At 46.5% G+C, this 25,419-nt stretch carries 21 protein-coding genes; 14 read left to right on the top strand and 7 right to left on the bottom strand.

The window, feature by feature from the left end; translation table 11 throughout:
• Positions 1-74: 74 nt before the first annotated feature.
• The gene (locus LZ23_RS16745) at positions 75-260 is read right to left on the bottom strand and encodes a helix-turn-helix domain-containing protein (protein ID WP_198146032.1); all 186 of its coding nucleotides are present in this window, start codon (positions 258-260) and stop codon (positions 75-77) included.
• Between the two features lie 80 nt (positions 261-340).
• Positions 341-529 carry a hypothetical protein gene (locus tag LZ23_RS25600; RefSeq protein ID WP_353740107.1) on the bottom strand — a complete coding sequence of 63 codons (189 nt, stop codon included), beginning with the start codon at positions 527-529 and terminating at the stop codon, positions 341-343.
• Between the two features lie 548 nt (positions 530-1,077).
• On the opposite strand from LZ23_RS25600, the gene LZ23_RS16740 reads away from it, so the two are divergent.
• Together LZ23_RS16740 and LZ23_RS22890 are read left to right on the top strand one after the other, a co-directional pair.
• Positions 1,078-2,382 carry a TolC family outer membrane protein gene (locus LZ23_RS16740; protein ID WP_045216037.1) on the top strand — a complete coding sequence of 435 codons (1,305 nt, stop codon included), beginning with the start codon at positions 1,078-1,080 and terminating at the stop codon, positions 2,380-2,382.
• Between the two features lie 449 nt (positions 2,383-2,831).
• Entirely contained in the window at positions 2,832-8,162 is a 5,331-nt protein-coding gene (locus LZ23_RS22890) for a leucine-rich repeat domain-containing protein (RefSeq protein ID WP_052507466.1), read from the top strand.
• 614 nt (positions 8,163-8,776) lie between these two features.
• On the opposite strand, the gene LZ23_RS16725 is transcribed toward LZ23_RS22890, so the two are convergent.
• The 3 genes from LZ23_RS16725 to LZ23_RS16710 form a co-directional block, all read right to left on the bottom strand.
• The gene (locus tag LZ23_RS16725) at positions 8,777-9,100 is read right to left on the bottom strand and encodes a type II toxin-antitoxin system PemK/MazF family toxin (RefSeq protein ID WP_045216035.1); all 324 of its coding nucleotides are present in this window, start codon (positions 9,098-9,100) and stop codon (positions 8,777-8,779) included.
• On the bottom strand, positions 9,097-9,312 hold the full coding sequence (locus LZ23_RS16720) for an antitoxin MazE family protein (RefSeq protein WP_045216033.1): 216 nt from the start codon (positions 9,310-9,312) through the stop codon (positions 9,097-9,099). Before LZ23_RS16720 ends, LZ23_RS16725 begins: the two co-directional genes overlap by 4 nt.
• Before the next feature lie 479 nt (positions 9,313-9,791).
• Positions 9,792-9,962, bottom strand: a complete 171-nt coding sequence (locus tag LZ23_RS16710; RefSeq protein WP_157493294.1) for a hypothetical protein — start codon at positions 9,960-9,962, stop codon at positions 9,792-9,794.
• 277 nt (positions 9,963-10,239) lie between these two features.
• On the opposite strand from LZ23_RS16710, the gene LZ23_RS16705 reads away from it, so the two are divergent.
• From LZ23_RS16705 to LZ23_RS22880, 8 genes are all read left to right on the top strand, one after another.
• Positions 10,240-10,545, top strand: coding sequence for a hypothetical protein (locus LZ23_RS16705; protein WP_052507465.1), 306 nt, complete (start codon positions 10,240-10,242; stop codon positions 10,543-10,545).
• 624 nt (positions 10,546-11,169) lie between these two features.
• On the top strand, positions 11,170-11,373 hold the full coding sequence (locus LZ23_RS16695) for a type II toxin-antitoxin system VapB family antitoxin (protein WP_045216026.1): 204 nt from the start codon (positions 11,170-11,172) through the stop codon (positions 11,371-11,373).
• On the top strand, positions 11,370-11,771 hold the full coding sequence (gene vapC / locus LZ23_RS16690) for a type II toxin-antitoxin system VapC family toxin (RefSeq protein WP_045216025.1): 402 nt from the start codon (positions 11,370-11,372) through the stop codon (positions 11,769-11,771). The genes LZ23_RS16695 and vapC overlap by 4 nt, the downstream gene beginning before the upstream one ends.
• Positions 11,772-11,837: 66 nt before the next feature.
• Entirely contained in the window at positions 11,838-11,981 is a 144-nt protein-coding gene (locus LZ23_RS24240) for a hypothetical protein (RefSeq protein WP_157493292.1), read from the top strand.
• A 3-nt stretch (positions 11,982-11,984) separates the two neighbouring features.
• On the top strand, positions 11,985-12,461 hold the full coding sequence (locus LZ23_RS22885; protein ID WP_084591116.1) for a hypothetical protein: 477 nt from the start codon (positions 11,985-11,987) through the stop codon (positions 12,459-12,461).
• An 82-nt stretch (positions 12,462-12,543) separates the two neighbouring features.
• Positions 12,544-12,927, top strand: a complete 384-nt coding sequence (locus LZ23_RS24790; RefSeq protein ID WP_198146031.1) for a hypothetical protein — start codon at positions 12,544-12,546, stop codon at positions 12,925-12,927.
• Positions 12,928-12,966: 39 nt separating this feature from the next.
• Positions 12,967-13,188 (top strand): hypothetical protein, encoded by a 222-nt coding sequence (locus LZ23_RS24785; RefSeq protein ID WP_198146030.1) that lies wholly within the window; start codon positions 12,967-12,969, stop codon positions 13,186-13,188.
• Positions 13,189-13,856: 668 nt separating this feature from the next.
• The gene (locus tag LZ23_RS22880; RefSeq protein WP_052507463.1) at positions 13,857-15,152 is read left to right on the top strand and encodes a DUF2225 domain-containing protein; all 1,296 of its coding nucleotides are present in this window, start codon (positions 13,857-13,859) and stop codon (positions 15,150-15,152) included.
• A gap of 143 nt (positions 15,153-15,295) precedes the next feature.
• Here the strand turns inward: LZ23_RS22880 and LZ23_RS22875 are convergent, their stop codons facing one another.
• Together LZ23_RS22875 and LZ23_RS16655 are read right to left on the bottom strand one after the other, a co-directional pair.
• Positions 15,296-18,967 carry a response regulator gene (locus LZ23_RS22875; protein ID WP_052507462.1) on the bottom strand — a complete coding sequence of 1,224 codons (3,672 nt, stop codon included), beginning with the start codon at positions 18,965-18,967 and terminating at the stop codon, positions 15,296-15,298.
• Positions 18,968-19,978: 1,011 nt separating this feature from the next.
• Entirely contained in the window at positions 19,979-21,388 is a 1,410-nt protein-coding gene (locus LZ23_RS16655; protein WP_045216021.1) for a sensor histidine kinase, read from the bottom strand.
• A 174-nt stretch (positions 21,389-21,562) separates the two neighbouring features.
• Here LZ23_RS16655 and LZ23_RS16650 point away from each other — a divergent pair, with 174 nt between their 5' ends.
• The 4 genes from LZ23_RS16650 (at position 21,563) to rsxE (ending at position 24,524) form a co-directional block, all read left to right on the top strand.
• Entirely contained in the window at positions 21,563-22,015 is a 453-nt protein-coding gene (locus tag LZ23_RS16650; protein ID WP_045216019.1) for a metal-dependent hydrolase, read from the top strand.
• Positions 22,016-22,235: 220 nt separating this feature from the next.
• Positions 22,236-23,261: an RnfABCDGE type electron transport complex subunit D gene (locus tag LZ23_RS16645; protein ID WP_052507461.1), complete on the top strand. Its 1,026-nt coding sequence runs from the start codon at positions 22,236-22,238 to the stop codon at positions 23,259-23,261.
• Positions 23,258-23,914, top strand: a complete 657-nt coding sequence (locus tag LZ23_RS22870) for an FMN-binding protein (RefSeq protein ID WP_052507460.1) — start codon at positions 23,258-23,260, stop codon at positions 23,912-23,914. The genes LZ23_RS16645 and LZ23_RS22870 overlap by 4 nt, the downstream gene beginning before the upstream one ends.
• On the top strand, positions 23,907-24,524 hold the full coding sequence (rsxE, locus tag LZ23_RS16635; RefSeq protein WP_045216017.1) for an electron transport complex subunit RsxE: 618 nt from the start codon (positions 23,907-23,909) through the stop codon (positions 24,522-24,524). Before LZ23_RS22870 ends, rsxE begins: the two co-directional genes overlap by 8 nt.
• Positions 24,525-25,419 lie beyond the last annotated feature (895 nt).

Raw genomic sequence — 25,419 nt, 5'->3', positions numbered from 1 at the left:
GATTATGGTCTCAGCTTACTTCAGTTCTTTTTTAGCCTGGCATGTTCCAGTTCAATCAAGTGATATATTTTTCTTTATGCTCTGGGCAGCATCTCAATCTTGAGAACATGCCCGGTTGCAGCTGCATATTTTTTTAGACTCCCTATACTTGGGTTGAATTTGCCAGACTCAATCCTGGCAACACTGGCCTGCTTTGTGTCCATGCGTATGGCCAGATCATTCTGACTAAGACCAGCCCTGGACCTGGCCTCTATGAGCATGGACGCAAGCTTGAACTCCGGCTCCAGGCGGTCATACTCAGTTTTTTACCTCTGAATCTTCCATGAGCTTTTGTTTCAAGTCATTTAACGGTTTCACTTTGGAGGCTCCTCAATCTTTTATTGTTTAATGGTCGGATTTCATAGTTGAGCATTTGCACTCTGGCAAACCAGTCAGGATAACTCTCATGCTCATACAAAAAATAAAGACGCAGAGAATTAGCATTGCCAATAATATCGAAAGTGCTGCGATCACTATTGATTTTTCTCAATTCATCATGGGTTTGAGAAATTGAAGAACTTTTTCCATGTTTTTATATTGACAAATAGTTTATGATTTGATTAAAATATTATATATAAAATTATAGTCAAACTGCCTTTGTAGTCAGATATGTTTAGCCCCAATCTTTACATAAGCTTTGCATGGGAGTCTTGATGCTTGATAGAAATCAACTCATCAGACAAGAAGGTTCCTTCTTTGCTGTCAAAAGCCCGCATTTGCCTGCCATGGTGATACTGGCTTTTTTATGCTTAATGAAGATATTCATGCTTCATAAGTCACCATTCTTAAAACCTAACAACTGCGTAAATTGTACCTTGCCACCCGGAAACTGAATCTTTTACCACCGTGATTTTCACAAAAAGTTACAGTGTCAACCATATCAGACCTTTGAGTGTAGCACAGTGTCTTGATCTTCCGGAAAACACCTACCTCCAAGATGACACATTGAATACATCGGTTAATGCTCAAGTAGATCCCGAAGTGACTGTTCCTGCTTTCCTTAATATGGGCTAAACTTTAAAAAAAGGAGCCTGGTCCATGTCGTTGATTTATCGCATATCATTCCTGATTCTTATTGTACTGCCCTCTTTCTTTTCTTCCCCTGTTTACGGGCAGACCCTTTACCAGATGCTGGAGAGGGTTGTTGTTGAACACAACCTGATTCAGGCGGCTGAATCAGGCAGACAGGCAGCAGCCCAGGATGTCCGCCAGGCCAGGGCAGACTGGCTTCCCCATCTTTACGGCACAGCCAGTGTTGGCCAGGAATACATTGATCCGCCGGGCCCCAGGTCTTCCACCAGTGAAACCCGCAACTATCAGAGCCTGCGGGCCAGTCAGCTCATCTTTGATTTCGGACGGACCGGCTCAGGCATCAACAGGGCAAAGGCAGGGTTTGGAAGAAGCGAGGTTGAGCTGGCTGCCACCAGACAGGATATTATCCTTCAGGGCATCACTGCATATCTTGATGTATACCGAAATGCAAAAAGGCTAGAGTTTGCCAGACAGTCTGAGCAGAGGATTATTGACCTCACAGGCATTGAGGAAACCCTGGTCACCAGGGGTGCCGGCCTGGCATCGGATGTTCTCCAGGCCAAGTCTCAGCTGGCCGGAGCCATGGCCCAGAGAGCCAGGGCGGAAGGACAGCTCAGTATTGCCCGCAGCCGTTTCAATACTGTATTCGGGTTTAGCATATCAGATGAAGATATCCGGCAGATGACCCGACCATCCAGCCCCCTGGAGTACCTTCCTGCTTCAGTCATGCAGGCAGTAAAATCAGCTGAGGAAAGCAGCCTGGACCTGCATATTGCCCAGTACAATATAGAAATGGCAGAGCATGATATCAAAATCCGGCAGGCCGGATACCTGCCCCGCCTGAACCTGGTGGGTGAACTGAAACGAAAGGAAAATGACTCAGGAGTCCGGGGCACGAGAAACGAAGCTTTGGGCATGGTGGAAATAACCTGGGCTTTATTCAGCGGTGGTAAAGACAGAGCAGCCACAGCCCAGGCCAGACATATCTTAGAAGAACAGCAAAAAATCAGAGAAGATCTAAGCACTCAGATAGAGGAAAGGGTGCTCACAGCATGGCAGAATCTGATCACTTCCAGGGAGAATGCACGTTTTCTAAAGGATCAGGCCGATATACTTGAAGAGTTTTTAGAGCTTGCCAAACGCGAGCGATTACTTGGAACCAGATCTTTGCTTGACGTACTAAACGGCGAGGTAACTCACCTTAACGCCTTGAGCAATGCCATCTATGCTGATGTGGATCAGGACCTGGCGGTTTACGGCATGCTTTACGCCATGGGCATACTTGAGCTGGATGTATTGTCGCAATATTGATTTTTTCAAATGGCTTAACTGTTACGATTATTGTAACTATTCACCATAACAGGCAGCCTGCCTGGGGCTAAGGTTTATAATAAAAATTATTTGCCACCGGCTGCGCTCGACGTAAAGGCAGACTGTAAGACAGACTGAATATTTTCCTCCTGGCGACTTGCCAGCAGGAAAGGATGCCATCGCCTTGCGGCGCGGCAGAGTGTTGCACCGCAGGTGCTGACAGCTTTTCGGCGGACAGGTCGTCCGCCGAAAGATATCCTGTGTATGTCTTTTCAGTCTGGCTTACTGAGGCTAACAATTCTTTATCAGGCAAGTTTGAGGTTAACCAAAAACTATGGTGATTAGTTACCGATTATTTTTATCAACACACATGAGTTTGATTCAGCCCCTGCGCAGACATACATTGTCTGCATGGCTCGAGTCTGAACCTTTTAATCATGGAAAAAATCATGAGTGAATTACCAGGACAGGAAATCGGCAAGGTCATAGGACTTAAGGGAAGTGTCAGGGCTGAAAACATGGACGGGATAAGGCTCTTAGAACATGGCTCTTCCGTATATGAAAAAGAAACTATAATAACAGAATCAGATTCCAATGTGGAAATCCGCTTTCTGGATAATACCCTTCTTTCACAGGGCCCTGATTCAGTGCTAAGGCTTGATGAATATATTTTTGACCCTCAGGCCATGGAGAATTCAGGACTTTCCTTTAATCTGATGCAGGGGGCTTTTCGTCATGTTACTGGCAGGATAGCAGAAGAGACTCCCGAAAGGGTAAATCTGGAATCTCCTTTGTCTCTTATAGGGATAAGGGGAACAACTACAGTACACATGATAAAGGTGGATCATGAATCCCACGGTGCTGAGAATCTTTCCGAGGGATTCAGCGTTATTATCCAGGATTCATTTGGAGAAATCAGGGTAATTACCCTGCCCATGAGCATGATGGATGTTTTCAGGGACCAGCCCATGGGTTTCATGCGACCCATCACGCCTCAGGAAATGGAATTTTTCAGGGAGTTTGCCCCTGCTGTTCTGGGTGAACAGCCTCCGGACGAGGATCCGGACGATCCTGATGATGACGATACCTTGCCCGACGGAGTCGGTGCAGCACCAGGAGATGACCCTGACGATCCTGATACCACCCCGGACCCAACCCCTGAACCCGAACCAACTCCTGCTCCTACTCAACCTCCAGATCCTGATGATGGGGATATACCCGATCCTTCAGATCCTCAATCCATGACGCAGGCCAAAACCAAGTTTCAAATAATACCTGCATATTCTATAGCTACTTCTCCTGCACCAACGCCTGCGCCAACACCTGCACCTACACCTGCACCAACACCTGCGCCTACACCAGCACCTACACCTGCGCCAACACCAGCACCAACGCCTGCGCCTACCCCGGAACCGACTCCTGAACCTACCCCGGAGCCTACACCTGAACCTACACCCGAGCCAACACCGGAACCGACACCTGAACCGACTCCGACTCCTGAACCAACGCCTGAACCGGAACCAGAGCCGGAACCGGAACCAGAACCGGAACCGGAACCTGAGCCTGAGCCTACACCTGCGCCAACGCCAGCACCTACACCAACACCGACTCCGGAGCCAACCCCGGAACCGACTCCTGAACCGACTCCGGAACCGACTCCTGAACCTACACCCGAACCAACTCCAGAGCCCACTCCGGAACCCACGCCTGCTCCAACACCAGAGCCCACTCCGGAACCTACGCCGGAACCCACACCTGAGCCAACGCCTGAGCCTACACCGGAGCCAACTCCGGAGCCAACGCCTGAGCCTACACCGGAGCCTACACCTGAGCCTACTCCGGAGCCTACTCCGGAACCTACGCCGGAGCCTACACCTGGGCCTGGGCCAGGGCCGACGCCGCCACCGCCACCGCCGCCCACGGACAATTCAGCCCCTGAGAACTGGGCAAATATGGGCGCGGGCGGGGACCCGAATTATGGCTGGTTTACGGAAAATGGGTTTGTGAACCTTGTCAAGGGGACGGATGGGGATGATAAACTTTCTCCCCATCCGTCTGGTAATGAACTAGTAGTTTCCTCTTCTGATCCGAAAAGCGCTGTTTTTGGGTTTGCCGGAAGTGACCAGATACAAATTCACAATTCTCATGGGAATAGAATCTATGCCGGGGAAGGAAATGATGACCTCTGGATCAACGGGAACGGCAATAACACTGTTTACGGCTGGACTGGAAATGATACAATTTCTGTAAGCGGTGAGGGGAATAATCTTATTTATGGCAATTGCGACAATGACCTGATTCACATTCACTCAACTGCAACCGGACAGAATACAGTTTATGGAGGGGATGGCGATGATACCATAGATGCTGCCTACAGCACCGGAAACAATGTAATATACGGAGGCAGCGGAGATGACCTGATTTATTCTGGAGAGGGTGATAACAAAATATACGGGAATGAAGGGAATGATCATATTTATGGAAATATCGGCCAGGACACCATTGATGGCGGATCTGGCATTAATACTTTGAGCTATTATGAAAATGATCCTGTCATTGAATCTGTTAATATTGACCTGCAAAATAATTCTGCGGTCGTGACTGGTCTGATGAGTACAGAATATACTCAGCAAATTTTCAACATACAAAATATCTTCGGCAGTTTGGGTAACGACACTATTTATGGAAGTTCAGACAATAATCAAATTGAAACAAATACCGGTGATAATATTGTAAACACGGGAGGCGGAGACAATCATGTTTTTACAGGGCCTGGGTCAAATACGATTTCGGGCGGATCCGGGGAAGACTGGATATGCGTTCCTGAATCAGGCTATGCCAATAACGATATTATTAACGGGGGAGGTGGTATTAACAATGTACTCGCGTTTTTTTCGGGAGACCATACGGATAATGTTCTAAGCACAGACAGTGATTTAAATAATATCCAGACAATAGTACTGAGCGGATGGGGGGGTAAGGGGGTCGACTTGACCGGACAGAGCGACAGCTTTGTTTACTCAATTAACAATGCTTATTGGGAAGAGGGTCACCCTCATGAAGGCGAACTGTTTGACGTACACATTATATCCGGCAGCGGCAATGACACCATATGGAGCACCCTGGGTGACCATACTCTAGACGGGGGGGTGGGCACAGATTCGTTGCACTTTGCTGTAAAAGGATATGAGGACTTTGACTGGTTTCTTGATCCTTTGGATTCTGTGTATGTTAACCTGGCTGTTAGAGAAGCCAAGATCATCAACAGCTCGCAGGAACTTCTTCATACACAGGATATTGCCAATTTTGAAATTGTCAACGGGACTGAGAACAATGATACCATAGTCGGCAGCGGAGGCGAAGATACCATCTGGGGTGTTGCGGGAGACAATTCCATTGACGGCGGAGAAGGGCATGACTGGATTCACGCAGGTCCTGGCGACAACACCGTCCTTGGCGGTGGAGGGGATGATGAAATTATTGCTGGAGACGGACACAACAGCATTCTTGGCGGTGATGGCAATGACACTATTATCGCAGGAAATGGGGATAATACAATAGATGGCGGTGAAGGTCATGATGAAATCTTTGTGGGGCATGGAAACAATGAAATATCCGCTGGTGGAGGCAATGATTTAATTAATGTTGGTCCTGGAGGCAACGGTCAAAATCATATAGTACTGAATAGCGGTGAAAACACCGTATACGGCGGAGACGGCGGCGATACCATAATCGGAGGAACCGATCCTGACATGATATGGGGCGGAGCAGGCGATGATTCTATCGTGGGCGGCGGCGATAACACTATTCGCGGCGGGTCTGGAGCTGATACTTTGACCGGCGGAACCGGGAACAATTTGTTTATTTTTAAAAGCATTGCAGATTCGCCAGCAAATCCAAGTTATGATACAATAACGGATTTTGATCCTGCAAAGGATGCTTTGCATGTCCAGCTTGATAATGTAGAGGAAGACATTCAATATATTGGTGATGATACTTTTTCTGTAGGCGTCGGGCCTCAAGCCAGATTTGATGAAACTCAAGAAATCCTGGAGATAGATGTCAGTGGCAATGGTATAGCAGACATGAAAATTGAGCTTCAGGGGGTGAATTTGGCTAACCTGGGAAGCACAGGCCCGGGTGCTGGTATTGACTGGCTTAGCTGGGTAATAGATGATTCTGATGAACATGTAAGCATCCCTGATGAAAACCTCAAAGCAGCAATCCTGGGAGCGCTGGGAAAAGACCCCGGACACGAACTTACAAAAGGGGATATGGAGGAACTGACAAGTCTGTATGAAGAGGAAGAGGGAATTGTAAATCTAACCGGTCTGGAACATGCTGTGAACCTGACGTATCTTCACCTGAACTACAATGAGATAGACAGCATTGCCGCACTTTCCAAGCTTGAAAATCTGTCCAGTCTTCACCTGTTTGACAATTCTCTTGACAATAACGATCTGTCAGACCTGTCGGGCCTGACCGGACTGGAATATCTTGACCTGGGCATGAATCCCGACATCAGCAACATATCCGGACTCTCGAATCTGACGAACCTTGTAAATCTCGGTTTAGGATACAACAACATTAACGATATCTCCGCGCTTGAGGGCATGGAAAACCTTCAATATCTTAGAGCCTATAATAACCAGATAGAAGATATATCTAGTTTGGCCGGACTTGTGAACCTGACAAATCTTGGCTTGGACAACAACAATATCAGCGACATATCTGACTTGTCTAATCTTGTGAACCTGACAAACCTTGGTTTGAGCGGCAACACCATCAGCGACATATCCCATTTGCCTGGCCTTGTCAGCCTGACACAACTATATTTAGGAGGCAACGAAATTAGCGACATATCCCATTTGTCCGGTCTTGTGAACCTGAGAGAACTTTCTTTGGGGTTCAACGAGATCACAGACATATCTGCGCTGTCCGGTCTTGTGAACCTGGAATATCTTTCTTTGGGGGACAACAGCATCAGCGACATATCAGACTTGTCCGGCCTTGTGAACCTGCAACACCTTACTTTGTGGAACGTCAACATCAGCGACATATCCCCTTTGTCCGGCCTTGTGAATTTAGAATCCCTTGATTTGCGTAACAACGACATCAGCGACATCTCCCCGCTGGGCGGGTTAAGTAATTTGGAAGAGCTTCAACTTGACGGAGCTGACAATGTGATTTTAGGGACTGACGGTTCTGAAGAGATAACAATCCCTGGAGAACACTTGGGCAATAATGTTGCTGTTCTGGCCTTTGGTGGCGATGATACTGTGGATGCGTCCAGCAGCACCGGCGATAATTACCTTTTAGGAGGAACAGGAAACGACTCCCTGATCGGCGGGGAAGGCAATGACACAATCTACGGCGGGGAGGGCAATGACACCATAATCGGCGGACAAGGGGCTGATGAACTCTGGGGTGGAGATTCTGCCAATCCCGGGGCAGGGAGCAATGTGTTTGTCTATACCAGCGTGGATGACTCTCCAGTAGAAGGGTATGATACAATAATGGATTTTGTGTCAGGGGCTGATGCAGATACGTTGTTATTTGAAATTGACGGTTTTGAAGAATACCAGTGGAGAGGATCAGATGCTTTTGAGGGTGAAGATCCTCAAATCAGGTATGTTATAGAAAGTGGTGGAGCCCAGTTGTATATTAATTTAGGAGATAATGACCAAGCTGATATGCAAATATTTCTTAATGGACTGAAAGATGAAGATATGGGAAATTTTCACGAGAATATTGATGGAGCGGATGCTACGTTAGGATAGATGTCGTCTTGGATGGACGTAAGGCCGAGCCCCGGTACAACCAAGAGAGAAGAGAAGACAGATTAGTAAAGAGATAAGAAGCCGAGCTGGGGCTCGGCGTTCCCAGGGGGGGAAAAGTCAGTAACATCGTTATGTGAGCTGACCTTCCATTTTGCAGGGGACACGCGCCAGTAATACAAATACGAATACCCGGCTGACTTCAGCCTTTCGCCATGAAAAATGATACAGGCCATCACTCCTGGGGAGGGCCGAGCACCAGCTCGGCATTTTTCACCGAGGAACGAGGTGAATTCTTTATTCACAACGACAGATAAGACAAAAAAAGCAGCACCTTGAATTTACTGACTACACCCTTCAAGTTACCTGATAAGGCAAAATCTAAAGAAATAAGAGGCCGAGCTGGGGCTCGGCGTTCCCCAGGGGGGGGGGAACTACAGCAACATCGTTATGGGGGCTGACCTTTCATTTTGCAGGGGACGTGTATTGGGCATGAAAAATAAAATAGTTGGCTGACTCCGGACTTTCCCCATGAAAAAGGATACAGGCACTCACCCCTGGGGAGGGCCGAGCCCCAGCTCGGCCGTAAAAATTGTCCAATGATCAGGCTTTTGCGTTTACACAATCCCCAGCCAGACTGCCAGCAGGCCCTGCGCTTTTTTTAGTGCATCAGCCTCCAGCTTTCCAAAAACATTTCCAGCCTTTTCCCGTGGTACAGTTGTAATTTTGTCAATCATAACCTGGGAGGTTGTGCGCAGACCATTAGATTCTGAAGGCTCAACATTCAGCCTGAACAATGGAGTATCGCGCAAATCACTGGTAATGGGCAGAACTGTTACTGACGGGTGCATACTGAACAGGTCCGACTGAATAATCAGTGCCGGACGCGGATTGCCGTATGCTCCAGGCTGCACAATGCTTACAATATCTCCGCGCCTCACTTTTTCCAGCCTCTGACATCTGAAACATCTTCAATCCAGTCCAGAATCTCCTTTTCTTGAGAATCATCGGCAATCATCAGGCTTTGGCGGCGGCATTCTTCAGCAAAGTCCTCTTTTCTGGTATCCGGCACCCAGATCTGAACAGGACGCAATCCTGACTGCTTCAGCTTTTCCCTGTGCTTTTGCACTCTTTGACGAATTGATAAAGGCATTGCATGCTCCTTTTTGTTTCATGTAACATTCGTTCTTTATGTTGTCAACCAGGGTAATGATAGATTACAGCCTTGTTTTAAGAGTGCCTTATCCTTGGCAAGTGCTAAGCTACATACCCAGCCGGGAACAGAGAAGAAAAACTGAAGAGTAAAGAAGATAAGAAGCCGAGCTGGGGCTTGGCGCTCCCAGGGGATAAACGTCTGCAGCATAATTAAGTGTGCCAGTCTTTAACCTTGCAGGTGTCATATAACGATCGCGAATAATAAGATGACCGGCTGAATCTGGCCTTTCCCCATGAAAAATGATACAGGCGCTCACTCCCTGGGGAGGTCCGAGCCCCAGCTCGGCCGATGTCAATATCTTCAAGCAGTCAACCTGTCTCGTCAAAAAATCATCATACCTGAACACATGCCTTTAAGGAACGTAACAACCTGGGCCGCATCCCTCATTGCAATTGGGGCAGGCACCCCGAACTTATTTATAGTGATTCGAATTTATCCGTCAGTCTGCGGGACAACTCAAACACAAATCCCTGTTCAAAATCATTATGCCATCTGGGAAAGGTAGAGGTCAGCACCAGGATTCTGATTTTACAACTGACATTGTTGTCCATGCCTGTACCAATAATGCGGATTGTCTTTGTTATCAAAATATAAATCAAGACGTATCATCTTCACACTTCGCGTCAAGCGCGAAATGTAAACATCATCTTTACATTTCGCGCTTGACGCGAAGTGTGAAGATGTGGCAGTTTTTTGATATAAGATACAATGACAGTACCTGTTCAGCACATTTTTCATCTCTTTAATAAAGCCTGCATCCTGATTTGTATTCATGAATTTTAACAAACGGGTAATGCTCCCTTTTGAAAGTATTTAGTAACTATTCACCACATTTAAAAATTGACATAGACAAGTTGGCCGAAGGTGTTAGTTGATGTCCATGAACTCAGGCCATTTTCCTTCGAACAAGAGGTTCAGTCATGGAAATCTTTTACCGGACGCTGGGCTATTGCTAATAATGACCGCCTGGGGCTTGGGGTTACAGGCAAGAGTTTCTGGATGAGAGATTACTGGGACCGCTATATCCGCAATGAGGAACATTTTTACATAGTTCTGGACTATATTCACCAGAATCAGGTCAAGGCCGGGTTGTGCGGGAACCCTCAGGACTGGAGGTGGTCCAGTGCGTATCCAGGAAATGCTTGGGTGATAGAGTGTGGTGTTGAATAAGGCAGGCCAAGCTGGGGCTTGGCATTCCCCAGGGAGGGGGAACGCCCGTCCCATTATTAAGTGTACCAGCCATCCACCTTGTAAGGGACACGCGTTGGCCATGAAAAATATAGATGCCGGGATGACTCCGCCTTTCCTCATAATAACTGATGCAGGCGCTCTTTCTCTGGGGAGGGCCGAGCCCCAGCTCGGACGAGAAGAAAGAAGAGTGAAGAATTAAGACGCCAAGCTGGGGCTTGGCAATCCCCAGGGAAGCAGAGGCAGGCGGTTTCTGACCAGGGCAGCATTCTCTTTAACCAAATCTTGACAAGTTGAGTGATAGCTTGCCAGCAGGCAATAAAAATGATTTAATAAACTAATGCGGTTTTCACCCGCAACTCAGTGTTAAGAAAAGAGTACTGCATCATAATTGGGACAGGCCCCGCAACATACACTTTGGCTTTGCCGGAATTTATACTTTCGCAGGACATAAGCGTGTACCGGCAATTAGTCCCCAGCGGGGACAGTCCCAAACCCAAGCGACCTGTCACTTTATGCTGCCATACACTTTCTTGTTTTTTGTGACAGGTTTTTCGGTGCAAGGTACTAAAGTCTGCATACTCATAAGTCCACAGGGGGAGCTGAATGGAAGCCAAAATTGCTATAGATGATAATTTGTTACAGGATGCTTTATCCGTTAGTGGCCTTCAGACCAAAGAAGAACTTATTAATGAAGCATTGCGGGAGTATATCAAAGTCAAAAAACGAAAAGATCTAACTGAACTGGCGGGACGTATTGAGTTTTATCAGGATTTTAATCATAAAAAAATGAGGGAACTAAATAAATGATCCTTGTGGATACGTCCGTCTGGGTCGAAATCATGAGAGATAAAACCGGAAACGTGGTTTCCGCATTTCAGGAAAAAACTCGGGATCATTTGGTTTGCCTTTCCCGTTTTAATCAATTGGAGCTTCTTCAGGGTGCCTTGAATGAGAAAGAATGGGGACTTCTTGAAGATTATCTGTCGACCCAATATTTTCTTGAAACCACAACAAAAACTTGGCGGGAGGCAGCCCGGATCTATTTTGAATTACGAACACAGGGGATTACTGTCAGAAGCCCCATAGACTGTTGCATTGCCCAGCTAGCCATTGAGAATAAAACACTTCTACTTCACCGAGATAGAGATTTTGAAATGATTTGTAAGGTCAGAATGTTGAACCAGGAAAGGTTTGAATTTCCCTAAACTATCATTTCAAGTCTGATTTCTACGTAGGATTCTATATAAACCTCAGCTGATCAAGACATCCTCATGAACATCCTATTTGTGCATCAGAATTTCCCCGGCCAGTATCTGCATCTGGCCCCGGCCCTGGGTGCTGACCCGGAAAACAGGGTTGTGGCCATGGGCACCAGGACCGGGGTGTCCCTGCCAAATGTGGAGATACTGGTTTAGAGGATTAAAAGAAAACCCAGCCCCGAGATTCATCCATGGCTGTCTGAGCAGGAAGTAAAGGTCATCAGGGGGGAGGCAGTGGCCAGGGCGGGCATGCAGCTTCGTTCCCAGGGATTTTTTCCTGATGTTATCTGCGTACATCCTGGCTGGGGCGAGGGTTTGTTTCTTAGAGACGTCTGGCCTGACTCAAAGATAATCTGTTTTTGCGAGTTTTATTACCAGGCCAGGGGCAGCGACGTGGGCTTTGATCCTGAGTTTTCCAGCGGCAGGCAGGATGAAGATCTGTTCCGGCTGCGCATGAAAAACGCCCACAACTTTGAGGAGGGCAGGGTCCCGGCTCGGCCGTTAAGAAATAAGAACGAAGAAAAGAAAATGCCAAGTCGGGGCTTGGCATTCCCCAGGGAAGCAGGGGCAGGCGATTTGTCTCTGGGGAGGGCCGAGCCCCAGCTCGGCCTAGAAGAAAGAAGAGTGAAGAGATAAGACGCCAAGCTGGGGCTTGGCAATCCCCAGGGAAGCATCCCGAGTCCCGGCTCGGCCATTTCATCATGAACAAACAATCATCATGTCCCGCCAAACCTTAAACCTGCCTAAACACGTCTTCAAGGGATGCCATGGACGAGGCCCCATCCCCCATTGTGACACAGACGAAACCCTGCAATCCATTACCTTTCGCCTTGCTGATTCTCTGCCCCGGGACAAGCTGGTTCATCTTGAACAGGAACTTGAGTGCATGCCTGAGGATAATCGAGAAACAGAGCGCAGGAAAAGGATTGAAAGCTGGCTGGATAAAGGAATTGGATGCTGTGCACTGGCACATCCGGAAGTGGCTGAGATAATTCAGGACACCCTGAAGCGTTTTCACGGACAGAAATATCAGCTGTTCGCATGGTGCATCATGCCCACTCATGTCCATGTTCTAATTTTGCAGAAGGATTCCCTGTCCTAAATTGTACAGTCATGGAAGTCTTTCTCCGGACGCTGGGCCATGGCCAATAATAAGCGCCTGGGGCTTGGGGTGAAAGGGAGTAATTTCTGGATGCGCGATTACTGGGACCGCTACATCCGCAATGAAGAGCATTTTCATGCAGCTATAAACTACATCCACCAGAATCCGGTCAAGGCCGGGTTGTGCGGGAACCCTCAGGACTGGAGGTGGTCAAGTGCATTCCCTGATAATGCCTGGGTGATAGAGAGTGGTGAAGAATAAGGCAAGCCGAGCTGGGGCTCGGCGTTCCCAGGGGGAGGAAACTTCAGTAACATAGTTATGTGCACTGACCATCCATTTTGCAAGGGACAAGTATTGGTCATAAAAAATAAAATACCCGGCTTCTAAGTAACTTCAAAAAAACTGGCCCCCGGATCAAGTCCGGGGTGACGGTTAAAGCAAAATACTGCTTTTTGCCATCATCCCGGCGAAAGCCGGAATCCAGGTATTTTCTTGTTCCCAGGCTCCAGCCTGGGAACATCTCTTTTTTGGTGGCTCCAGCCACATTTTAAAGAAGCGGCTGGAGCCGCAAGAGCAAAACGTCCCCAGGCTGGAGCCTGGGAACGAGGGGTATAAGTTACTTACACGGTCGGTCCCGGGCCGCACAGGTGAGGAGCTTACAACTGCTTGCATATTGATTCCATCGTCCTCCATGCATTATATTTTTTCCTTCAGTATCTTGCTAACCCCTCAACAGCTTATATTTTATCACTTCAGAAACCCATAATGCCTCCTCCTTTTTTATCACCTTGTCCTTCTGAAAAAAAAGTTATATATGAAATTTATATTAGCCCTGATATTTGCCCTGTAGGCATTACCCGCTTTTGGACTGTCCTCTGGCGGGTTTACTTTTGTGAGGGGGATGGATTTTTTTTTCAGGAGGATATTTCATGAATCTGGCACATCTGCAACAAATCGGCTCTCCGAGAAACTACCAGGAAGATGATATAATATTTCATCAGGGTGAGCCTGGAGATGAAATGCATGTCCTGCTTTCCGGCAAGGTAGCCGTTTACATCAATTCTGTCCACGGATTCCCCATAGAAGTGGCGGCAATAGAACCAGGCAATGTCTTTGGTGAAATGAGCGTTCTGGAAGATGAACCTCGATCGGCAACAATAATTGCCAGTGAAGATACTGTCACTATCGCTTTAAACAAGAAAAATTTTCGACATTTCATTAGAAATCAACCTGAACTGACATACAAATTACTTAAGGTTTTAAGCGGTAGAATCAGAACCTCCAATGAACAGTTGGCACAAAACTGGGACTGCAGCAAAGATGATCTGGAAGCCCGATCAGACGGGTCCTCCCTAAAAGCTGACCAGGATAAGGAGAAACAGTCGGGTAGAGATTCCTGCAGCAGTGAATTCTCAAAATCACCGCCTCCTAAAGGCCTCTTTCCCCCTGCACATAAAACATACTCAAAAAATATCGCAACAGACGATAAAAATTTCACTTTTAAAAAAGCAATTTATTGCCCTGTATGCGATCATCAGTTTGATGTAAAAATGCTGAAACTTAGTAAGCTGCGGCTAATTTCAACTGATAAGGATTTCAGGCAGCGATTTGCCGATTTCGAGCCAATCTACTATTCCGTTTGGATGTGTCCGGTATGCAGTTATGCTAATTTCCACAGCAACTTCCAAAGCATTTCCAGGAAAAATATTAACCTCCTTAAAGAAAATACCAACAATCGGAAATCAATGGTCAACATACATTTAATTGACCCAAATGATATCAATTATGTGTTTGTCCAGTATTACATGGCAGATAAATGCATGAATGAAATCGGAAACTGCGATATCCACAAGGCTAAACTCTGGATCAGACTTAAGTGGCTGTATCAGGATTTAGAAGATGAGGAAATGTATAGATACTCATTATCACGATCCATAGAATTGTATTACAATGCCATGTATAATGCCAGACCCAGTTTGAATCCTGAACAGGAACAACAGGTTGGTCTGCTCCTTGGCGAATTGTACATGGAAAACAAGCAATACCAGGATGCGCGGAAACATTTCTGGAATGCATCAAGAATAAGAGAAGGTAAAGAAGTGATGAGAAAACAGGCCTCGGACAGGCTGTGGGACCTGAAATCCATGGAATCTGAACAGTCAGGATCCGAGACTCGCAGGAGCAGCAAGTCGTCAGATAGCGAAACAATTTATTTGAAAGCTTAAGCTGCCTTCTTGTAAATCGAAATGCAAAATACTGGCCCCCGGATCAGTCATCCCCGACTCGATCCGGGACCGGGGTGTAAGTCATGAGTGTGACAGTTGAATCCCGATATACACCAAGAGATGCTGCCAGGCAAAGCAAGTCCCTAAATTCCCACATAGTTTTCAATTTTTGCAGCAGTTGGTTCAATAATTTCTGTCAACTGTTCAAAGAGTTTTGAGGCTTCAGAAAATGACTGCCTGTTACGCCCCGCAAATTCCAGGGACTTTGCGGTTTCAAAAGCAGGCTCAGCAGCAAATACCCCCAGCATGCCTTTCAGGGTATGTGCTTCCCGGGTAAGCGCTTCATAATCCTCGGCAATTATGGAAGCTTTTATTTTTTTCATATAGTCCTGGTACGAGTCCATGAAGTTTTGACCAAGCTCTTTGAGTAACTCTTCATCATTATCTATTCTGGCCAGCGCCTTGTCCAGGAGCACAAGTTCCTGCGATGCAGGACCCTGATCATGATGATCTGTGTCCTGCTCTGAATCTGACTCTGAATCTGATTCTGATTCAATAACACCTTTCATGCCCAACACTGCTGACATTTCCCGAAAAAGATCATCCTTGCGGATTGGTTTTTGCACATAACTGTCTGCCCCTGCTGCAAGACATCTTTCCCTGTCACCCTTAAGGGCAAACGCAGTAACAGCAATAATGGGAAGATGCCCACCTGTGACTTTCTCTTCCTCTCTAATTATTCTGGTTGCTTCCAACCCATCCATTTCAGGCATCTGAACATCCATAAGCACAAGATCATAGGAGGTGGATTTGATTCGCTCCAGAGCAACAAGACCATTTTCTGCAATTTCCACTTTGTGTCCATGTCTGTTTAAAATATGCCGGGCAAGTTTCTGGTTGACTTCATTATCCTCGGCCAGAAGAATATTAAGGCCGTAAGGAGTGGACAGCATGTCAGGCTCTGCTTCCATGGATACATATTCATCAACTTCCTGACCACTGATGGCATTTATAAGCGTACCGAGAAGGACTGACTGTTTGACAGGTTTAAGCATATAACTGAAAACACTTAACTCTCGAAGCCTTGCTGCATCTCCCCTTATTCCACCGGATGTGAGCACCACAACCCTTGGAAGCTCTACACCATCAAGATTACGCATCCTGTCCAGCACTTCAAAGCCATCCATGTCAGGCATATGAATATCCAGAATCATCAGCTCGAAAGGATCAGCCTGTCCAGCTGTACCCTTAAGTAAGTCAATAGCTGCAGCACCCCCTTCCACCAGCACCGGTTCCATACCCCAGTAATTCAACACTTCATCAAGAATGCGGCGGTTGGTTTGATTGTCATCAACCACCAGCACTCTGACTCCCTCTAACTGCTTTGCATCACCGAACACTTCGGTTTCATGGGTTTCAGACGCTAAATCCAGCGGAATAACAAAATGGAAAGTGCTGCCATTACCAGGCTCGCTTTCCACCCAAATTTTGCCTAACATGAGCTCAATCAACTGCCTGCATATGGCAAGACCCAGTCCGGTTCCGCCCTGTCTCCTGGTGGAACTTCCATCTACCTGGACAAAGGTATCAAAAATATGCTTCTGATGTTTACTGCTGATCCCGATGCCAGTATCTGAAATAGAAAAGTGAACTTGCCTGAACCTATTTTCAGCATGAAACTTCTTCACGCAGTCATCCATGAGCACGTCGTCTGCTTCTCTGACATTAAGCTGAACCTCACCGCGCTCTGTAAATTTAATGGCATTGGAGACAAGATTGATTATGATCTGGCGCAGCCTGTCTCCATCTCCAATAAAGCCTTCTTCAAGCACTGGATCGATCCTGACATTAAAGTCAATACCCTTATTGTGAGCCTGCATGGCAAGACTGCGTGCGGCATCCTCTACAGTATCCCGCAGCCTGAATGGAGCATGGTCGATATCCAGTTTGCCTGCTTCAATTTTAGAAAAATCAAGAATATCATTAATCAGGCTCAGCAAAGACTCGGCAGATGCCCTGACTATGGTCAGGTATTCCTGCTGCTCCTTGGAAAGCTTGGTGTTCAGGGCAAGCTCGGTCATACCCATGATCCCGTTCATGGGTGTCCTGATCTCATGACTCATATTGGCAAGAAATTCGCTTTTGGCCCTGCTGGCACTTTCAGCCGCCTGGGCAGCCTCTTTATACTTGCGCAATGCTTCTTCGAGCTGATCATTGAGGTCCTGCAGATTGTAATTGCTTTCCTCAAGCTCTTTTTCGCGCATAATCAAATTGGTTACGTCATGGGCCAGCTCTAAATAACCCACTACATTTCCATCCCGATCCTTGAGAACCCTGGCAACCGGACGGATATACATGGTTTTGCCGCCTGGACGGTTCCATTGGATAATTTTTTCAGAATCCACCTTGAGCCCTCTTTTCAGGGTGTCAATGGGGCAGTCCTCTGTATCGCAGCAACTGGCGTGGAACACCAGACTGCAGGTCATATTGCGCAGGTCCCGGGTTTTACGAATTCCAGCGATATTTTTGGTAGCCACATTGCCCATGATGAACTGAAAGTTGGAATCTACGACAAAAACAGGATCAGGTATGGCATTAAGTACTATTTTGTTCATACTCATCACTTCATGAAGCTTATCCATGAGTGAATTGAAATCCCGGGCAAGATCAGATATTTCATCATTACCATGATACTCAAGCCTTGCCCCGATATCCTGAACATTGCCTGACTGAATGGTTTTCATCTGATTTCTGATTTTACTGATGGGATCCAGCACAGCTTTGCCCAGCACATGCCTGGCAAGAACAAAAAATACAACCATGATGCACAGGGGCACAGCCCACAATAAAAGCCGCAAATAGCTGATCAGGTTCTGCTCATAACTGATATCCAGGACCATGGTCATCACACCTATGGGCAGACCACTGAAATCCCTCAGGGGAAAGGCAGCCACTGCTGTACACTGCTGCGACCTGACATGCAGGGTATTCTGGCCTGCTACCAGATCCTGCCTTTGTACATAATAGCCGTCATTTTGCTGACCATTACCGGCAAAATAAACAAAATCATCAAAATGGCGCTTATCATCGTCCAAACCGTCAGGTTCGCCAACAATTGCCAAAAACTGGTCCGGAATGAAAAGACTCAGCTCATGCAGTCCTTCAAAATCAAGACTTTGCCATAAAACATCAAACTCTGATAAAACCTCCACAGAGCCCTGATACTCGCCTTGACGACTGAAAACTGGCACTATTCCTCGCAGAGCCGGCCCTCCACGTCCTATTTCAATCCCATATAAAGGCTTCTGGGACATTATGAGGTTACTTATAATAGCCCGAAAATCTCTTAAATCGTCAGATTTATCCACCATGCTTCCGTCTTCAGCAAGAGCGTTTTTTTCGCGCCACATTCTCACTAAGCTTAAACCGTTGGGTAAATGAAAATGCAGCCTCAACTCTGATCCTGGACCATAAAGCATTTCCTGGCTCTGGACATGCTCAGACAAAGAGGTGCGCAGATACTCCCTGGCCTCCTGCACATAAGGGTCAAAAGGGTCATCAATATCGCCCTGAAAAGCTATATCATATGCCCTGCCAACTTCTGGAAAATAGGCAAATATGGAGGCCTGCTCCATGGCCTTTATGGCCATTAGATCAAAAAGACGGGATACTTTAAGCTGCTTCTCCAGTGCAAGCTTTTGAATAAAAGAGCCCTTGATTCTCTCCAACTGATGATTGGCAATAAAAAAGCCCAGTGCTCCAAAAAAAAGGACCACCAGAACCAATGGTATGAATATTTTGTGCTTGATCTTCATGAAAGCCTTTAGAGAATTGAAGCGCTTAGTGGAAAAAATTTCAAAACAACGAAATTGACAGCGCAAGACACGAAGTTTTTTTTAAGAATTGGGTTCTTTTTTAGAGTTTATAGTCAATAAGTTTGGATAGATAGCCGGTCGAAGCCCAAAGACATATTGAGCTTCAAAAAATGTAATCAGAACAAACACTTCTAAGCAACTGGAATCGTTTTGATAATAAAATCAGATACTTACAGTTTTCACATTTTTAAGATTTTTGCTTATGATTGATGCACATTTGCCTGAAAAATTCCGTCAAAGATAGGAACTTTGCGCCTGGCAAAGGGACTGTCCCTCGCTGTGTAAATTTTTTCATTTAAGCAAATTTTTTCCAGGAACCAATGCAGCATCAGTCTTGTTTGTAGCACCTCGCGGGGACTGTCCCAATTTCCAGAAAAGTGACAGGCTCTTAAAGTTACTCACGCGTTCGGTCCCGGTCCTCTCGGGTGAGGCGCTTACAAGTAACTAGAATCATATTGACAATAAAATCAAATACTTACAAATTGCAGTATATTTGCTCTTGTTCCCAGGCTCCAGCCTGGGAACACCTATTTTTTTGTGGCTCCAGCCACATTTTGAAGAAGCGGCTGGAGCCGCAAGAACTAAACGTCCCCAGGCTGGAGCCTGGGAACGAGGTGTTATGAGTTACTCGCAGGTTCGGTCCTGGTCCGCCCGGGTGAGGAGCTTACAAAAAAGTTTGACTCTCCAGTAAATCTGGACTGCTGCAGGATAAAAAATCAAGCCGGAAAAAAACACCTAAAACATACCAATTTAGAAGGCAATTGGAATTTTTCTACATAAACATTGTATCCTTGGCAATACATGTGAAAAAAGACTTTTAGTAGCTTACCAAAAACAATAATGCCCAAGATCCATAATCTTAACCCTCCAGCCTTAACCCTTCAGCCTTCAGCCTTAACCCTCCACAATCCACCCTGAAAACTTTGAACAAGCTCGGCAAAAAAAGATACTTCATATCAAAATTTGCTCAGGCTCGGTCAAAGGCAGGATAAAGAAAAAGTTGTTGCCCAGTGGTGTTGGTTCATATCCTACCTCACCTCCATGCAATTCTACAATCTCGCGGATGAAAAAAAGACCATGTCCAGTTCCCTGTTCCTGTTCTGTATTGCCGGCCCTGAAGCCTTCTCGGAAAAGATTCTGCTGTTCTTCAGGTGCTATATGAGGTCCGGTACTGAATACGTTGAGTTTGATGCCATGAAGACCAGGACCGAAGAAATCGGGCTTATGCTCCCAGCCATAAGAAATAAATTTGGTCTCATTACCTGCAAAGTCATATACAGCCCTGGTATACTTGGAAGCATTGGAAAACAGGTTGGCGTAAACCTGGCTGATCAGTCCAAGATCAACAACTACTTCAATTTCCTGATCAGGGACTCCGGCCAAGGCAATATCAATACCCTTTTCTTTGAACTCCCTGAAGAAACGGTTGACCTGAGGATCAATAATCTGGCTCTTGAAATTACAGCTTTTTCTTTCAAGTACATATTTGCCCTGTTCAAAATGGCTGCGTCTGAGCAATGTTTCAAGAAACAGACTGGTCTGTTCGTAATGTCTTAGAATTTCACCAAACTGTTCATCCAGTCCATTATGTATGTATTTGAGCTTAGCCATGAGTTTGGCCTGGGATTTCAGACTGGTTTCCGGGTCTGATCCGGCTGAAAAAAGTTCAGTTAAATCCTGCTTCATTTCACCCAGGGCATTGATATTAGCTTCAAGGCGCCTGTAATATAGCTTAAAAAACATATTGGGAACTATTACGTTATGCCCTATATCTTTTACCAGAGTTCTGATGAAATACAGATGTTCCTGGTTCTTGCGGCTTATAAGACGTAAATGGAGCTGGAAGCCCACACGATTAGCGAATTTTTCAAAAAAAAGACTTTCGTGCCAGGAAATCTGACTGGCAGGTGAAACTTCCAGCATGCCTATGAGCCGCATGGGAGGATTAAATGGTAACTGGTCAATAAGCTCTTTATTACCCTTAATGGGCAGATAAAGGCAATTGTTTACTGTTTTGGGCCTGGAGCAGAATACCAGTGTCTCTTCACAGCTGTATGGTTCAGGGCAGTCAGAAAAACAGGTGGTGATTTTGTCGGCCCGGTTTTCATTGAGCAGGTAAAGACTGCAGTCTAAGTTGAAAAAGACCTTGGGGATAAGTACGCTAACTGAAAGAAGGTCATCAAAACTTTCAAATTCCTGACTCAGATCAAAGAAAACATTGAGCGCACTGCTTTGGATTGATGTAAAATTGTATTCAGCATAATCATCAATCTTTTCATGCATTCTCTTCTGGACTCTGAAAGATCGATCCTGGTCCAGACATTTGAGGGAAACATCAACTATAGGTATTTGGTCGTCCATAACTTTATCTTTTGATAGAGATTTGCATTACGTACCTGACAGCGAGCTTGAAAAATAAGCGCTCAGGCTTGAAAACCGGCTATTGACATAAACCTGATTATTTTTACACTGTATGTTCTCTCAAGTCAAAAAAATTCGTGTCTCTCTTATCAATTTTCAGAGGTGATGTAAGTAATGCCCGGATACAAGGCGCATGCAGCTGGAGCCGTAGTTCTTGGTGCCGGAACCCTGGCGGCAGTAAACTGGATGGAGTGGTACACTCCTGACCCCCTTACTGCCCTTATGCTCATGGGCTTTGTTGTCCTGGGCAGTCTTTTTCCAGATGTTGACACGGATTCAGTTGGTCAAAAACTTTTCTATACCATTCTTGCCATTATCAATCTTACGTTCATGGTCCTTGGTCATTACAAATGGGCTGCAGTTCTGGGGTTCTGCGCCATGCTGCCTGTTGTGGCCAGGCACAGGGGCTGGATACATACCTGGTGGGCCATGTTTGCTGTACCCATGATCATCTTTATCATTCCCATTATTTTTTATGATATCCCCTGGAAAAGCCTTCTGCCTTTTTACTTTGCTTCAGTATTTGGTTACTTCACGCACCTGCTCTTTGACAGAAAGTTTGTATAATAAGACTATGGTTACTGGTCATCTGTTATTTGTTATCCGTTATCTGGTGTTTCCTTATAGCCAGTATCAAATAATTAGACTGCAGCTAAGTACCCTGCAGATTTTAACCCTTGACAAACCCCGCCCACAAAAGGATACATTCTTTCCCTGCATACCTTTTTTTGAAACCTAATGACAGCTCTGCCACTGAGAGTGCTACCAACCATGTATTTACCATAACATGCAAAAACCAAAATTTCTCAAACAAAAACCCATGCAAAAGGTCATGATCGCCTTGATTCCAATGATCCTGACCGCTGTATATTATTTCGGTCTCAGAGTGCTGGCGGTCCTTATTATATGCGCTGTTTTTGCCTTTCTTACTGAATGGATAATGGCATCACGCCGCAACGGCAAAGTTACCCAGGCCTGCTTTGTTACTGCTCTGCTTTATGGACTGGCACTGCCACCGACAGTCCCCTACTGGGTGGCTGCAACAGGAATAATTGTGGGCATATTGTTTGGAAAGGAAGCCTTTGGCGGTTTTGGCAAAAATGTTTTCAATCCTGCCATTGTGGGTCGGGCTTTTGTGTGGATCTGCTTTCCTGTTGAGCTTACTGCCAGGTTTGTTCCTGTTTTCAGCGGATTTCCCGGAGGATTTACCAGCTGGAGCATGTCCAGTACAGCAGTTGGTCCTGCATTTACCGAAACCCCTGGATTAGATGCCATTACAGCATCCACCCCCATGTTTGCTGCCCAGACTTACGGCTATATGACTGATCTGACATCCCTTTTTACCGGTCATATTGCCGGCATCATCCCTGTTGACGGACATAATTTTGTCCTGGGCGCAGGCTCCATGGGAGAGGTCAGTGCTCTGGCAATCCTCATGGGTGCAGCCTACCTTTTGTATCATAAAGCTGCTCAGCTTAGGCTCATGCTTTCCCCCATAATCGGGGCCGTGGCCATGACTGTTTTCATGAAATACATTCTCGGTCTGTCTTCAGTTCCAGACCCCATGTTTGTTCTTTTGTCCGGCGGACTTATCTATGCAGCAGTTTTTATGGTCACCGAACCCGTCAGCGCCCCCAAAACACCCCGTACCCAATGGATTTACGGCATATTTATCGGGGTAATGATTATACTCCTGCGTTATGAAGGCATATTCACCGGAGCTGTGGCCTTTTCCATCTTGCTTGGTAACATGCTGGCCCCGTCTCTTGATCTATGGATGAAGAAAATCAAGGCAGCCAGGGCGAAACCATGAAAAAAGACAGCACAGCCTATACTGTTTTCTTTATTCTGAGTCTGACCCTTTTTTTTGGAACAGGGGTTTCTCTGGTCCATCATTTGACCCGGGACATGCTGGCTGAAAATGAAGTCATGCATATGAACCGTACTCTCACCACCGCCTTTTCCTTAGATGTGACCGGTGACACCCCATCCCACTACCTTGAAGCAGTTGAGACCGGGCTGATTAAAAAGGAAATTACTCATCAGGGCAGGCAATGGAATGTCTATGTCCGGGACGACAGGGGTGAGCCTGCCATTGGCTTCATTTTTAAAGGCAGAGGAATCTGGGATGTCATCAATGGAGTGATTGTTCTCAGTAGTGACCTTGAAACACTGCTCAGCCTGCAGTTTCTGGAGCAGCACGAAACACCCGGCCTGGGTGCCCGCATCGAGGAAGAATGGTTTAAAAATGAATTTAAAGGTTTAACAATTGCCTGGGAGAAACCGCGCAACCAGCGTATTATCATAGGTACTACACCTGAACCTGACCCTGTAAATCAGGTTGATTCCATCACCGGGGCCACCCAGACTTCCAAGGCCCTGATGGATTCCCTCAACAGGGAACTGGATTCATTCAAAAGAATGGTTGAGGATAACCCCAATATCCTGGGGGATGATCATGATTAATACACCCGGCAATATAATGAAGCAGGGCGTGTTTTCAGAAAACGCCGTCTATCGTCAGGTTCTTGGCATATGCTCGGCCCTTGCTGTAACCAACTTGCTGGCCAATACCCTTTTTATGTGTGTTGGCGTGATCTTCACCACGGTCATGTCCAATGTTACTGTGTCTGTTCTGCGCAACCACATCCCCAAGCGGGTGCGCATGATCACCCAGGTACTGATTATCGCCAGTTATGTAATGATGGTGGATATTGTCATTAAAGCGGTAAGCCCGGATATCCACCGGTTTATAGGGCCCTATGTCGGGCTGATTATTACCAACTGCATTATCATGGGCCGGGCTGAGGCCTTTGCCTCCCAGAACAAGCCATGGCCGTCTTTCTGGGATGGACTGGCTGCAGGACTGGGTTATTCACTGGTGCTTATTGCCATAGCTCTAATCAGGGAACCCTTAGGATTTGGCACCATTATGGGCTATGAATTGCCTGGCAAAGACATCTGGTGGTACCAATGGACCATCATGGTCATGCCTCCGGGAGCATTTTTCATGCTGGGCATTTTGACCTGGATCGCCCGGGCCAGGCTCGTCAAGAATAAGACTTTGGAAAATTGAGAGAGGGAGAAGGCGGAAGGTGGAAGGCGGAAGGCTGAAGGCTGAAGGCTGAAGGGAGAAGGTGGATGGTTGAAGCTCAGCACACGGGCGGCCCGGGACCGAATCTGCGGGTAACTGTCTTTAAAGTGGAGCCTGCATCCTGCAGGCTATTTAATTCCAGGCGGCTGGAAGCCGCCTCCACCTTGAAGAACTGTCACATATTTGTTCCCCTGGGGCGGCCCGGGACCGAACCTGCGAGTAACTGTCTTTAAAGTGGAGCCTGCATCCTGCAGGCTATTTAATTCCAGGCGGCTGGAAGCCGCCTCCACCTTGAAGAACAGTCCCATATTTGGAAATTGGGACAGTCCCCGCGAGGTACTATAAAAAAGATTGATGCTGCATTGGTTTCTGTAAGAAATTTGGTTTGATGACAAAATTTACACAGCGAGGGACAGTCCCCCTCCGGGCTGTAAGCCTCCGGGCAGGAAGCTGTGCCAGGCGCAAAGCTCTCATCTCCCCTCGTTCCCAGGCTCCAGCCTGGGGACGTCTTACTCTTGCGGCTCCAGCCGTTTTTTTGAAATGTGGCTTAAGCCACAAAAAAAGAGGTAGTAGCCTTAGCACGTTAGAGATTGCCGCGCTCGAAGACTCGCTCGCAATGACACATGAGGTGTTACAGATGTAGTTGCTGAAAATCTGTCACCCACGAGGAAGCCTAAACGACCGAAGCAATCTGTATGGTAAAACCATAATGATTTGAATTTATTAGCAAAACGTATCCAGTTACTTGTAAGCTCTTCACCTGGGCGGACCAGGACCGAACCTGTGAGTAACTTTACGAGTCTGTCACTTTTCTGGAAATTGGGACAGTCCCCGCGAGGTACTATAAAAAAGATTGATACTGCATTGGTTCCTGGAA

The sequence above is a fragment of the Desulfonatronovibrio magnus genome, from assembly GCF_000934755.1.
GTDB classification, from domain to species: Bacteria; Desulfobacterota; Desulfovibrionia; order Desulfovibrionales; family Desulfonatronovibrionaceae; genus Desulfonatronovibrio; species Desulfonatronovibrio magnus.
Note: the sequence above shows the minus strand (reverse complement) of the source record. Positions and strands in the feature narration are given on the sequence as shown.

Bases quoted from the DNA above. Each gene is read 5' to 3' on its own strand.
- LZ23_RS24240 (WP_157493292.1), top strand. From the start codon at position 11,838: ATGAACATCCTATTTGTGCATCAGAATTTCCCCGGCCAGTATCTGCAT.
- LZ23_RS24785 (WP_198146030.1), top strand. From the start codon at position 12,967: ATGGCCAATAATAAGCGCCTGGGGCTTGGGGTGAAAGGGAGTAATTTC.
- LZ23_RS16645 (WP_052507461.1), top strand. From the start codon at position 22,236: ATGCAAAAACCAAAATTTCTCAAACAAAAACCCATGCAAAAGGTCATG.
- LZ23_RS16650 (WP_045216019.1), top strand. From the start codon at position 21,563: ATGCCCGGATACAAGGCGCATGCAGCTGGAGCCGTAGTTCTTGGTGCC.
- LZ23_RS24790 (WP_198146031.1), top strand. From the start codon at position 12,544: ATGTCCCGCCAAACCTTAAACCTGCCTAAACACGTCTTCAAGGGATGC.
- LZ23_RS22890 (WP_052507466.1), top strand. From the start codon at position 2,832: ATGAGTGAATTACCAGGACAGGAAATCGGCAAGGTCATAGGACTTAAG.
- LZ23_RS16740 (WP_045216037.1), top strand. From the start codon at position 1,078: ATGTCGTTGATTTATCGCATATCATTCCTGATTCTTATTGTACTGCCC.
- LZ23_RS16720 (WP_045216033.1), bottom strand. From the start codon at position 9,312: ATGCCTTTATCAATTCGTCAAAGAGTGCAAAAGCACAGGGAAAAGCTG.
- rsxE (WP_045216017.1), top strand. From the start codon at position 23,907: ATGATTAATACACCCGGCAATATAATGAAGCAGGGCGTGTTTTCAGAA.
- LZ23_RS16745 (WP_198146032.1), bottom strand. From the start codon at position 260: ATGCTCATAGAGGCCAGGTCCAGGGCTGGTCTTAGTCAGAATGATCTG.
- LZ23_RS16695 (WP_045216026.1), top strand. From the start codon at position 11,170: ATGGAAGCCAAAATTGCTATAGATGATAATTTGTTACAGGATGCTTTA.
- LZ23_RS22870 (WP_052507460.1), top strand. From the start codon at position 23,258: ATGAAAAAAGACAGCACAGCCTATACTGTTTTCTTTATTCTGAGTCTG.
- LZ23_RS22875 (WP_052507462.1), bottom strand. From the start codon at position 18,967: ATGAAGATCAAGCACAAAATATTCATACCATTGGTTCTGGTGGTCCTT.
- LZ23_RS22880 (WP_052507463.1), top strand. From the start codon at position 13,857: ATGAATCTGGCACATCTGCAACAAATCGGCTCTCCGAGAAACTACCAG.
- vapC (WP_045216025.1), top strand. From the start codon at position 11,370: ATGATCCTTGTGGATACGTCCGTCTGGGTCGAAATCATGAGAGATAAA.
- LZ23_RS16655 (WP_045216021.1), bottom strand. From the start codon at position 21,388: ATGGACGACCAAATACCTATAGTTGATGTTTCCCTCAAATGTCTGGAC.